General features: G+C 60.6%; 7 protein-coding genes, 1 tRNA gene and 1 pseudogene. 5 read left to right on the plus strand and 4 right to left on the minus strand.

Features of this window, described 5'->3' with window-relative positions; genetic code table 11:
* The 4 genes from VL598_RS01820 to VL598_RS01835 form a co-directional block, all read right to left on the minus strand.
* Window positions 1–2846 (minus strand): filamentous hemagglutinin N-terminal domain-containing protein (locus VL598_RS01820; protein ID WP_325324993.1); only part of this gene is annotated, 2846 nt, incomplete at its 3' end.
* Window positions 2847–2936: 90 nt separating this feature from the next.
* Window positions 2937–3794, minus strand: coding sequence for a hypothetical protein (locus VL598_RS01825; protein WP_325324994.1), 858 nt, complete (start codon window positions 3792–3794; stop codon window positions 2937–2939).
* A 57-nt stretch (window positions 3795–3851) separates the two neighbouring features.
* Window positions 3852–5552, minus strand: a complete 1701-nt coding sequence (locus VL598_RS01830; protein ID WP_325324995.1) for a ShlB/FhaC/HecB family hemolysin secretion/activation protein — start codon at window positions 5550–5552, stop codon at window positions 3852–3854.
* Between the two features lie 293 nt (window positions 5553–5845).
* A complete protein-coding gene (locus tag VL598_RS01835) occupies window positions 5846–6796 on the minus strand; it encodes an aldo/keto reductase (RefSeq protein WP_325324996.1) in 951 nt (316 codons plus the stop codon).
* A 272-nt stretch (window positions 6797–7068) separates the two neighbouring features.
* Between VL598_RS01835 and selA the strand changes: the two genes are divergently transcribed.
* From selA to VL598_RS01860, 5 genes and pseudogenes are all read left to right on the plus strand, one after another.
* Window positions 7069–8532, plus strand: coding sequence for an L-seryl-tRNA(Sec) selenium transferase (gene selA / locus VL598_RS01840; RefSeq protein WP_325324997.1), 1464 nt, complete (start codon window positions 7069–7071; stop codon window positions 8530–8532).
* The gene (gene selB, locus VL598_RS01845; protein WP_325324998.1) at window positions 8529–10457 is read left to right on the plus strand and encodes a selenocysteine-specific translation elongation factor; all 1929 of its coding nucleotides are present in this window, start codon (window positions 8529–8531) and stop codon (window positions 10455–10457) included. Before selA ends, selB begins: the two co-directional genes overlap by 4 nt.
* Before the next feature lie 35 nt (window positions 10458–10492).
* A tRNA-Sec gene (locus VL598_RS01850) sits at window positions 10493–10585 on the plus strand.
* A 527-nt stretch (window positions 10586–11112) separates the two neighbouring features.
* Window positions 11113–11691, plus strand: a complete 579-nt coding sequence (locus VL598_RS01855) for a BPSL1445 family SYLF domain-containing lipoprotein (protein ID WP_325324999.1) — start codon at window positions 11113–11115, stop codon at window positions 11689–11691.
* 123 nt (window positions 11692–11814) lie between these two features.
* A pseudogene (locus VL598_RS01860) lies at window positions 11815–12072 on the plus strand (hypothetical protein); the annotation flags it as partial.

The following is a 12072-nucleotide window of genomic DNA, read 5'->3' on the forward strand; positions in this document are numbered from 1 at the left end:
CTCGAGCGTCCGCGTATATGTCCGTCTGCCGAGACCTCTTCGCCAACACGGATATCATTGTTGGCATAAATCAGTGCATCGCTCTCGTTGAGTACTTCCTCAGCCGCAATATCGATGTCGCCACGCGATGCGATTACCCCGCTGACGCCTTCGTCTCCGCGGCCGTTCGTAACCGCATTCGATTCGATCATGACGTGATCGCCGTACACTCGACCGGTGTTGGTCGATCGCGTGGCTTTGAACTCGGTCTTGGTCGCATCGATGACGCCATCGTTAATGATGGATTCCACGGCCTGCAACGTGACGCGATCGCCACCGATTATTTCGCCGGTCGGCACGTTTTCGACCGCATGGCCACTAATGTCACTTTCACTGCCCGCCGACAACAGGCCCCCGTTGGTCAGCGCGCCACCCGATGTGACAGTCAAGCTTTGACCTGCAACAATTCGCCCTGCGTTCGTCAAGTCTCCCTTAGTCGATACGAGGACATCGCCGGACGATTCCAAGTTGCCCGCGTGATTAAGCGAGTGCGTAGCTACGCGCAATCGCTCTTTGGAGTTCACATTGCCGTGCTCATTGAGCAACGTCTCAGTTGCTTTGATGCCGATTTTCCTCAGTGACTGAATATCGCCGCGCTTATTGTCAACTATCGGTGCAGTCAAGTCTGCCGTATTGTCCGAGCGGATCGAGCCACCGGTGTTGTCAATGTGCTCTATGGCGTCCAACTTGACGCTTCCCCCCTCCATGCCCGCATCCATCGGAGCCATCCTGTGCACTGACGGCAACGCAGAGCCTGCGGTGAGGTTGTTGCGAATTCGGTTGCCCGTGACACGTAGTAAGCCACGCGACTTCATGGCACCGCCGGTGTTATCGATCATTCGCCCGGAAATCATCACATCGGCACCGCCCATTCGCCCCGATACGTTAGAAACGTCAGTTGCGCTTCGAACGTCCAGCCTTCCTCCGGTTGCGATTGATCCGCGCTCATTGTTCACCGAGCCTACGTCGAGACGGGCATCGCCGCCCGTCAAGATCAGGCCGTTGGTATTGTTTAGCGCACCACCGGTCAATGACAGCTTGCCCACGTCGATCTGGCCACCGAGTGGCGCTCCGTCAAGCGCGCTGTTATTAAATTGCCCTTTTTCGCTTGTCGTGATGTCTGCAGTACCTGCGGCCCGGATCAGCCCCGACCTGTTATCGAACTCGAAAGAGCGGCTCTTTAGCTCCTCCGCAGCTGCGATAGTGCCGTCCGTGTTGTCGATCGCGCCGTTCTCAGAAATCAACTCGATGTTCCGTCCCACGACAATGCCAGCCGCATTGGTCAATCCGGTATTCGTCAGATTGAGATCGCCGCTCGCCAACAGTCGGCCGCTAGCGTTGTCAAAAGTGCCACCGGCTTTCAGCGTTGCGTTGTGGGCTTCGATCTTCCCGCCTGCATTCGATAGCTTGTCCCGCGCAGTTACGTTGACGGCGCTCCTGGCAAACATCGCGCCTTCATCGAGAAAAACGTCGTGAGCATTGATGTTGATGTTGTCGCCCGCCGCGAGTGTGCCCTTATTAGCGGCACGTTCGACCTTTAACGTTATAGAGCCTGCCCCGGCAAGACTCCCATCATAAGAAACGCCAGCAGCCACATCGCCGGTGTTAGTCAGCGAAGGGGCGCTCATGTCGACATTACCGCCTGCCAGCACTAGACCCGTGTTCGTCAACTCCTGCGACGCCTGTAATTCCGCCGCATGCGCGCTGACTAGCTCGCCGCGATGCATCACCGCGGAGCCGACAATGTGCAAATCGCGGGCCGATTGAGTGCGAGCACTGGCCTCGATGGTGACTTGCCCGTTACTCGACAGGACGATGTCTCCGGTCAACGACGTAATGGCGCCTGCGTCGCGAACGCCGAGTCCGGCCTCTGTGCCGATGAGCCGCACGCTCGACGCATACATGCTTCCGAGCGCCTGCAAATCAATTGCAACGGTGGGCGATGAGCCCGAGCCAGATTGAGGCTTCGATGCGTTGCTGCCATATGCGACCTCATTAGTCCCCGCGATGCCAACAACAGACTCGGCCCAAACCTGAGCGTTGATCGTCATCGTTCGTGCAATCAAATCGATTGCGCTGCCAGGGGCTTCCAGCCCCGAACCAAAAATGCCAATGCCTCCCTGCGTTACGTTGAAGCCGGCGAGCGTGCCGTCCGCCTTGAACTTTGGCATTCCGGTTGCCAGAGACACACGCGGCACGTTGACGAATCCGCACCCCGTGCACGTGATGCCAGCGGGATTCGCAATGACGAGATTGGCGCGTTGACCAGCGATCTCGGTTGGCCCCAGCAATCGCGTCGGATTGCCCGATGTCACCTGGTTGATGATCACCTGTGCCGGCGCGTTGCCGATGAACGGATTGCCCTGTACCCACCCTGCGAGGTGACTCTGCGTCTGCCGAGCGCTGTTGACGATGACGGCACCCTTCGTGCCAACGTTGTATTGTTTGAAGTTATTGACTGACACCCCAGCCTGATTGGGTGCCGTGATGTTGACGAGCGGAATACCGGAGGCGGAAACGCCAATGACCGGGTGCTGGCCGGTCCGGTCTGGTGTCATTGGCAACGTCGGCTCCGCCTTCGCGCACTCCGATTCCATGGCCAGCCCCCATAGGACCGCAAAGGCGACTGCGGCGGCGAACCGTTGCAGCGGAATGTCTGTGCCAGCCGGCCTCGTCCCAATGCGTGAGCGCCATCCGCGCGCATGCTGCGACGATCGAGCACGCCCGTGTGCCGCAGCGTTTTCCTCGACGGCGACCAACATGCCTCTTGCAGGACTGAACACCAGCCTATAAATGCCCGAATTCATCTTGATGCGCTCGTGCAGTGCAAAGGATTCGATGTCAAAGGGGCGAAGTTGCCCCTCCGACCCAATCGGATAACCGAAGCCTGATATCCCTTAGCGGCTGCAGGCCATCACAGCAAGACCGTGAATGGTGCCGACCGTCGGCGCCTGCATGGTGTAGGCGACGGCCAAATACGGCTTCTCGGGGGCGCCGCCCAAGAAGGTGCTAAAAAGCATCCTTTGATCGCGGCGACTTGATTCCAGCCCCAAGGACACAGCGGTCGCTTTCATGCTCTGCGCGTTGTCATGTCCGATCTCATACGTCAGCGACAGGTCGTACCGCGGCGCATCCCCCCCTAAATAGGCTGTTGCGCTGCCTGCCGTAAGTCTCCCTGGCAGTGTGTTGCCGTCGATCGCCACCGGCCTCGTCGCTGCCTCCAAAGCACACGTCAATGTCCCCCCGTGCGTGACCGTGGCCGTTGTAACAGGCTGGCCGACCACCCATACCCTGCCCTGGTTGGCGTTATAGGTGTGGCCCTGAGAATCAACGCCGTCCGTCCAGCGACCTATCGCGTAATGACCGTTGCCGGAAAGATCGGTGATAGTTCCCCGCAATAGCGTCGCTGCATCGCCAAGTTTCATATAAGCACCCGGTGCGGCCTCCGAGAACAGACCTGCCTTGATCGATCTCCATTTAGACCCGCCGCTGGAACTGGAAAGCACGCCGTAGTTCGAGGAGGGCGCGGATGCCAACAGCCCCGCCACCATTCCATCTGATACTTCGACAGATCGAGACTGGCCGTCCACCTTGATTCCATTGGAAGCGGGCGGCAATTCTTCGCCTTTCCAACTGAACGTGGGAGGGTTATCGCCGCCGCCCCCACAAGCGGTCAAACCAAAGGCCGCGATCAATGCAAACGTCGCGGTAACTTTTGTCGGGCAAACAGCGTGACCTGCAAACTTTCGATTCATGACTTCCCTCAGGTTTCATTAGCACGGGATTCGTCTCATCCCGTTGACGAAGCCAAGTCAGAACAACGTACTGACCTGGAATAGCAGCGTGGGCGAGCTGGTACGAAAGCCATCAGGCTTCGCCAATGGCCAGCCGACCGAAAGGTCATAATTCGCAACCGCACCCAATGCCCTTTTCGTTGCCAGGCTGCCCCGCGCACCCATCACCGAACCCACGAGCGTGCGTCCGGACAGGTATTGCGCCGCATGCCCGCGCACGCGACCCGCATCGACGCCCACATAAAGCGCCTGGATACCGATGGGCGTCGGGATATACCAGTCGAATTCGTTTGAAACCGCCCAGCCGCTTTCGGCTGCGAGCGTGAGTTGCTGATCGAAGCCACGCACGGAGTAGCGCGTGCCAATCGTGAAAAAGTCGGCCGGCATGACATGCGTGCGCGCGTTTTGCGTGTTCCAACTGAACGCGTACGAGAACCTGTGCGCACCGACATGGATCGGCACCTGTGCGCCAAAGCTAGCCAGTTCTATTTGCGTATTGCCGTTGAAGTTCGGCGCGTCGATCACGGTGCCAGGATTGCTGGATAGCGCGGGAACCGAGGCCCGCCATGCCAAAGCTCCGTCGAGCACGATGTTGCCGACATAGCGGCGATGCGCCACGCCCACCTCGTAGCCGACCGCATCTCGGCTTTGCGACGAGACATCCACACCGTCGACGTAATTGCGACTTGCTTTGTAAAACAAGCTCCCGCGAATTTCGGTTCTCGCATGGGCATTGCGATGCACCACACGCGAAACACCTAACTGACTTTGCGACTGCGCGCCGCTGTACCGGATTGGCTCCTCGAAGCCGGGAACGGTCTGCTTGTAGCGGGACCGGCTCGCGGCCACCGTGAGAAGCGTGTATCCGATCGGAACGCTGTAATTGATCGAGATCGATCGATTGCCCTTTTCCCGCGAACCAAAGTTCGCATTCGCCATACCGGCAATTTGCAATTGATCGTAGAGATGGAGCGGTGAATCGAAAGTGAACGATCCCGACAGGTCGTATTTGCCCGTACCGTTCAATCCAGCGTTGTCGACTCCGATTAACGCATGCCAACGCTTGCCCAAATCCGAGTGCAAGACAATTTCGGAATCGCCGGGCTGCGTGCCCGGTGCAATGTCGATCGTCGCATCGGCTTGCGACTGCAGCCGTCGAACGTTTTCGATTGCCTGATCGATGTCACGTTGGCTCAATATCTCGCCTGGGCCAGTCGGCACAGCCGAGCGCAGCCAGCCGATTGCAGGCTGCGACGCTCGTACCTCGCTGAGGCGACCGGGAACCACGCGCAACGTCAAGACGCCCGATTCAAGCGACTGCGGCGGAACGAGCACACGCGAAGTCACGTAACCACGCTCGATCAGCGCATTGTTGGCCGTCTCCTGGATCTGCTTGAGCGCACCCTTGCCGACGCATTGCCCAGCAATCGGCTGCAGGATGCGGGACAGCCAATCGAACGCGTTGTCGTGCACTTCCAGGCGATCGATCGCAAAGCAGGGCTTATCAGCCGGCAGGTGCTTAAGATTCGAATTAACCGGGCCGCTCACTTCCGGCACCAGCGCGTCAGGACGCGGATTTGCCGCGTTCGCGGCCTCTACTTGTTGCTGTTGCAGCCGTTGAATGTGCGGCCCAGGAGCGACTTCATGTGACGTGCCATACGCCCCGATCGAAACGCTCGCCAGCGCCACAATCAACGCTGCCGAACTTCCCATGTTCATCGGATTGCGGCGCGAGATTGGTCCAGGCCGCAATGTAGCCAGTCACCGCAAGCAAATTGTCAGAACTGGAAATTCTCGGACGAACAGAAGGCCCCGCAATTTGAATCGCCTCGGGTGCGCATCATCGCGTGCGGATACGTCTGTGTAGACGCAGGAAAGGAGGGAGTCAGCGGTCCGCTAGCAGCAGGCCCGCAAAAGCAAAGCGGCGGCACCGGCATCGGCCGGCAAAAACAGTGCGATGCGGCCAGAGAGCCCCTCGGCGCCGCATCGCTTCCGTCATAAATGGCTAATTCTTAGTCGTCGTAATTGCTAGCTGCATCGAGCAACTCGACGTCATCGGCGCCGAGTTTCAACTGCGCCGCAGCCACAAGCGCGCGCACCTGCTCACGCGAGGTCGCACTTGCAATCGGTGCCGTCACGCTCGGTCGCGCAAGCAGCCAAGCCAGCGCAACGCTTGCCTGCGTCGTACCATGGCGCGCGCTCACCTCGTCAAGCGCGTCCAGAATCCGCTCCCCACGTGCGGTGAAATACTTTTCGACGTTCGCACCGCGCGGGCTCTTCTTGAGATCGTCGCCGTTGCGATACTTGCCGCTCAAAAAGCCGCTCGCGAGCGAATAGTAAGTCACCACCGCAAGCTTGTTGCGCGCCGCAGCGGCCTCGATGTCGCGCTCGTACCCCTGCCTGTCGTACAGGTTGTATTCAGGCTGCAACACCTGATACGCCGGCAAGCCTTCGCGCGCACTGACAGCCGCCGCCTCGTCGAGCCGCGCACCGCTGTAGTTCGATGCGCCGATGACGCGCACCTTCCCCGCTTCGATGAGCTTCTGATAAGCCGCCAGCGTTTCCTCGAGCGGCGTCTCAGGACAATCGCGATGCGAGAAATAAACGTCGATGTAATCCGTCTGCAAGCGACGCAGCGAATCGTCCGCCGCCTGCAAAATGTTGGCTTGCGACAAACCCGGTCGCGCATCCCACAAGCCGACCTTCGTCGCTAATACCACGTTGTGCCGCTTGCCGCTGCGCTTGAACCACTTGCCGATGATCGTCTCGGATTCGCCGCCACTATTACCCGGCACCCAGCGCGAGTAGGTATCGGCCGTATCGATGAAGTCGATCCCGCCGTCAACGAGCTCGTCGAGCAACGAAAACGATGTGGCCTCGTCTGCCGTCCAGCCGAACACGTTCCCGCCGAAACAGATCGGCGATACGTCGAGCGCGGACTGACCAAGTTTGCGTTTGTGCATCTTCGCCTCCAGTAATCGCTAAACAAACCAGCATACTCGCCGCATCTCGAGCGTGCACCGGAGTGCGCATCGCACCTTCCAGCTTGGTTTGAACGCTGTCGGACGAGGCTGGCATGGCGGCGATACATCCCCCCGGCGGCGAGTAAAATATGAACCGGGGCAGCACCTTGTACGAAGAAGCGATGAAGCGGACAATCGCGGCCTTGGGTGTCAGACCGAGCGCGACAAAACGCGCTTGTCGGCTGGCGCGAGATGGTGGACCCAACTACTGAATGTCTATGTCGGGGAACGAAGTCAACGAGATGCTGGCGCGCGTGCCGGCGGTCGATCGCGTCATGTCGGCGGCGAACATGCCGTCGCTGGTCGGCGAATACGGTCGTACACAGGTTGTCGCCGCCGTGCGCACGGTTCTCGATGCAGTGCGCCGCGAGCTGCAAGCCGCTGCGGCGCAATCGGCACCAGCCTTGCAAGCAAACGGTCCATCAGGGCCGGACAAGCTCGATGAGGCCCACGTCGCCCAGCGAGTGGATCGCCTGCTAAAAGAGCGTGCCCAAAGCCACGTGAGAAGCGTGATCAATCTGACCGGCACGGTCTTGCACACGAACCTCGGCCGCGCACTGCTGCCCGATGAAGCGGTGCGCGCTGTCGTCGATGCGCTGACCCGCCCGGCCAATCTCGAGTTCGATCTCGCCACCGGCCGCCGCGGCGACCGCGACGATCTCATCGAGTCGCTGATACTCGAGCTCACCGGTGCGGAGGCCGCAACGGTCGTCAACAACAATGCCGCAGCGGTATTGCTGATTCTCTCGGCGTTGGCGGCGAAGCGCGAAGTCGTCGTCTCGCGCGGCGAACTCGTCGAGATCGGTGGCGCATTCCGTATCCCCGACATCATGTCCCGCGCTGGCGCCAAGCTGCGGGAGGTCGGCACGACGAATCGCACCCATATTCGGGACTACGAAGAAGCCATCGGCACGCGCACCGCCATGCTGATGAAGGTCCACTGCAGCAATTACGCGATTTCCGGCTTCACGAAAAGCATCGACATCGACGAGCTGGCCCCGCTCGCGCATCGGCATGGTCTTCCCGCTGCGGTCGATCTGGGCAGCGGCACGCTCGTCGATCTCGCCCAATGGGGTCTGCCGCACGAGCCGACTGTGCGCGAGACGATCGAAGCGGGCGCTGACCTCGTTACTTTCAGCGGCGACAAGCTGCTGGGCGGCCCTCAGGCGGGACTCATCGTCGGGCGCGCGGATCTCATCCAGAAGATCAAGAAGCACCCGTTGAAGCGAGCGTTGCGCGTGGGCAAGTTGACGCTCGCCGCCCTCGAGCCGGTGCTGCGTCTTTATCGAGCGCCGGAGATGCTGCCCGAACGCTTGACGACGTTGCGCCTGCTTACGCGGCCAGCCGGCGACATGCGGGCCGCCGCCGAGCGCCTGCTGCCCTTGCTGCAACAGCAGTTTGGCAGCCACTACGCCGTCAGCGCAGAGCCGATGTTCAGCCAGATTGGCAGCGGTGCCCTCCCCGTCGATCAATTGCCGAGCTATGGCATTGTCGTGCGTAATGCAACGGGCAAGCGCGGCGGCCGCGTGCTGATGGCGCTTGAAAAGCGGCTTCGCGAGTTGCCGCGCCCGGTCATCGGCCGCATCGCCGATGAAGCCTTGCGCCTCGATTTGCGCTGCCTGGAAGCAGCGGATGAAGCGGTGTTTGTCGCACAACTGAACGACTTGCAGCCATGATCGTCGGCACAGCGGGTCACATCGACCATGGCAAGACGACGCTCGTGCGCGCGCTTACCGGCGTCGATACCGATCGACTTCCTGAAGAGAAAGCACGCGGCATTTCGATCGAGCTCGGGTATGCCTATGCTCCGCTCGACACCGGCGAAGTGCTCGGCTTCATCGACGTGCCCGGCCACGAGAGGCTTGTCCATACGATGGTGGCCGGGGCTTGCGGCATCGATTTCGCACTGCTCGTGATCGCCGCCGACGACGGCATCATGCCGCAAACGCGCGAGCATCTGGCGATCCTGCAATTGCTTGGCGTGGCACGTGGCGCTGTCGCCTTGACGAAGGTCGACCGGGTCGATGCGGCACGCGTGGCCGAGGTACGTGCTCACATTGCTGCATGGCTTGCGGATACGCCGCTCGCAGGCTCGCCATTGTTCGAGACCAATGCGAGCCGGTCGGGCGACGCCGGCGTCGCACAGCTCAATGCTTTTTTGCGGGACGAGGCTGCCGCATCGCATAAGCGCCGCAACGACGGCCTCTTCCGACTCGCGGTAGATCGTGTGTTCACACTCACGGGTCAGGGCACCATCGTCACCGGGACGGTCTTTGCAGGGCGTATCGGCGTGGGCGATACCGCATTGCTCGCGCCGGCTGGCAAGTCCGCGCGAATCCGCGGCATCCATGCGCAAAATCGCGAGGCCGTAGCGGGGTACGCTGGGCAGCGTTGCGCCCTCAACCTCGCCGGCATCGAAAAAGACGCCATTCAACGCGGAGACTGGATCGTCGACGGCAGGCTCACCGAATCGTCGGAGCGGCTCGACGTCGAGTTACGCCTGCTCGACGATGCCGATCTGGTGCTGAGGCATTGGTCGCCCCTGCATGTCCATCTGGGCACAGCGCATCAGGTGGCCCACGTCGTCCTGCTCGAACAGGACACGCTGACAAGCGGCCAGACGGCCCGCGTGCAGCTCGTCTTCGAGCGCCCCGTGTGCGCGCTACCCGGCGATCGCTTTATCGTGCGTAACGCACAGGCATCGCACACGGTTGGCGGTGGACGTGTGCTCGATCCCTTTGCGCCATCGCGCAAGCGCCGCACACCTGAGCGGCGCAGTTGGCTCGACGCGATGCGTCACTGGCTCGACGAGTACGATATCGCGCCCTTGCTCGCACACGCGCCACACGGTATGGCGCGCTCCAAGCTGATGCACCTGACCGGGTTGCCCGCACAGGCGCTCGCGCTGCCTGCCGATGCGATTGAGATCGCGCTTTCGGGTAAAGGTCTCGACGATGCCGTGGTGATGGCACGCGAGGAGTGGGAGCGGATGCGCGAGCAGATCGTCGCGGCGCTCGAACGTTTTCATGTGCAGCAGCCTGACGAGCAGGGCCCGGACGCCGCGCGGCTGCGCCGCATCGCCATGCCGCTGCTGCCCGACGCGCTGTGGCGTGCGCTCGTCGACGCCCTCATCGCTGACGGACTCGTCGCGCGCAGCGGTCCATGGCTGCACCGTCCGACGCATGTCGTCTCGCTCGATGCCGCCGAAGAGGCGCTTGCGGGCTCACTGCTACCCTTGGTGGCAGGCGGTCGCTTCGATCCGCCTTGGGTGCGTGATCTCGCCGCAACCTTGCGCCAGCCCGAAGATCGTGTACGGCAGGTCTTGCGCAAGCTCGCTCGCCAAGGCGAGGTTTATCAGGTGGTGCGCGACCTTTTCTATCACCGCGAGACGATTATCGAGTTGCTGCAGCTTGTCGCCTCGCTGGCACGCGAGCATGAAGGCGGGTTGAGTGCGTCGGCGTTCCGCGACGCGACCGGGCTCGGACGCAAACGTGCCATTCAGGTTTTGGAGTTCTTCGACCGCGTCGGATATACTCGCTTCCAGCGCGATCGTCATCACGTTCGCGCCGACAGCCGCCTGCACGATCTACCTGGCAAGTAACCAGCGTAGCAGCGGCCTCAATCTCGATCCCCGAAGGAAGGCATTCGTATCTGGTGGTGCGGCTGGGCTTCAAACCCAGTAGGGGGTGCTAGACACTCCCTGGTAGGTTCGACTCCTGCTGCCTTCCGCCGCTCAATTTTGCGCGAGTTGGCGCTTGGCTATTGCTATTGCGCCAATAACGTCTGCGCTTTATTCAACGCTTCGAGCTTCGCACGGTAGGGACACTACAGCTTCGCGAGCTCGGTTCGCCCAGCGTCACCTTGTAGCGAGCTGATAGCCGCCACAGCCGCGCGGCTCATCTGTGTCGAATAAGACCTTGGTCCAATTGTTCATCTCGGCGAGCAGCCCTACCATCTCGCACAACGGCGCTGTTCGGACGAACCGATCACAGGGAAGAACCTCAATCAGGGTACGTTATCGAGCAGGCATCACGTCGCGATGTGGAATCACGGCTGAGTTGAAATCGGGCACTAGCGTATAGCCCCGATCGCATAACCCAGTACATGAGCAGACGTTGCAGATCGAGCGAATGAACGTTGTTGTGCCGGCAGGGTACGCGAGGCTGCAGGAGAAACGAGTTTGCATCACCCGTTTGCGGGCCACGCGATAGTTGGATAACCCGTCGTATCGGCTATGAAAAAAAGCGAGGAACGCCATGAAACGCCGCACCTTTATCGCATCCTGCACCTTTGCGACGACCGCGTACCTTACCGGCTGCACAATAACCCGTTCGTCTCCCCAGACACCCGAGCAAGCGCAAAGCAAGCGCAGGGAAATCGACGCCGGTGTTGACGGGACACTTAGCCAATTGTTCTCAACGATACCAGGTTCGCGCGAGCTTGCGTCGAAAGCAAACGGCATCCTCGTGTTTCCGAAGATAATTGCCGCGGGGTTCATCATCGGCGGCGAATATGGCGAAGGCGCGCTGCGTATCGGCGGGGTATCCCAGAGCTACTACAGAACGACGAGCGGTTCGTTCGGATTTCTGGCGGGAGCGCAGTCGAAGTCGCTCATCCTGATGTTTATGAACCAGGATGCGCTCAATAAGTTTCGACAAAGCAAAGGCTGGACGGCCGGCGTGGATGGTTCGGTCGCGTTTGCCAAGGTTGGCGCGAACGGTCAGCTGGATACCAATACCGCGCAAGCGCCGATCATCGCGTTTGCGCTGACCAATGCGGGGCTGATGGCCAATCTCTCGCTCGAAGGAACGAAGATCGGCAAATTGGACATTTGACTTTCTGGCGCCGTATCCAGAACGTGATGCAGGAATTTGGCGATGAAGTCACAAAGTGTCATACGTATCGTGAACTTGTGCATTGCATGGTACCCGAGCGCATCAAGCGACGGCGGCTTGAACATGCGATCCACTGCTCCCCCACGCGAGCGTGCCGTTGCCGTCAAACGTTGGCTGACCGGTGCTGTGCTGCTAGCTACGGCGACGGTAGGGTTCGCCGCAAATCTCGATTTTCTGAGAAACACGCCAATAACGTACATGTGGAATACGGACAGGAAATCGCTCAACGCTGCTGCGCAGAACGCGCTCAATACGAAGAAAGACGGAGAGTCTCTGTCCTGGAGTAATGCTGGAACCGGCAACCCTGTCTCGATCACAGGC

The sequence above is a fragment of the Trinickia sp. genome (assembly GCF_035492435.1).
GTDB lineage: Bacteria > Pseudomonadota > Gammaproteobacteria > Burkholderiales > Burkholderiaceae > Trinickia.

What these genes read in the sequence shown, in the direction of transcription:
- VL598_RS01855 (WP_325324999.1), top strand. Translation starts at nt 11,113, where the DNA reads ATGAAACGCCGCACCTTTATCGCATCCTGCACCTTTGCGACGACCGCG.
- selB (WP_325324998.1), top strand. Translation starts at nt 8,529, where the DNA reads ATGATCGTCGGCACAGCGGGTCACATCGACCATGGCAAGACGACGCTC.
- VL598_RS01835 (WP_325324996.1), bottom strand. Translation starts at nt 6,796, where the DNA reads ATGCACAAACGCAAACTTGGTCAGTCCGCGCTCGACGTATCGCCGATC.
- VL598_RS01825 (WP_325324994.1), bottom strand. Translation starts at nt 3,794, where the DNA reads ATGAATCGAAAGTTTGCAGGTCACGCTGTTTGCCCGACAAAAGTTACC.
- selA (WP_325324997.1), top strand. Translation starts at nt 7,069, where the DNA reads ATGTCTATGTCGGGGAACGAAGTCAACGAGATGCTGGCGCGCGTGCCG.
- VL598_RS01830 (WP_325324995.1), bottom strand. Translation starts at nt 5,552, where the DNA reads ATGAACATGGGAAGTTCGGCAGCGTTGATTGTGGCGCTGGCGAGCGTT.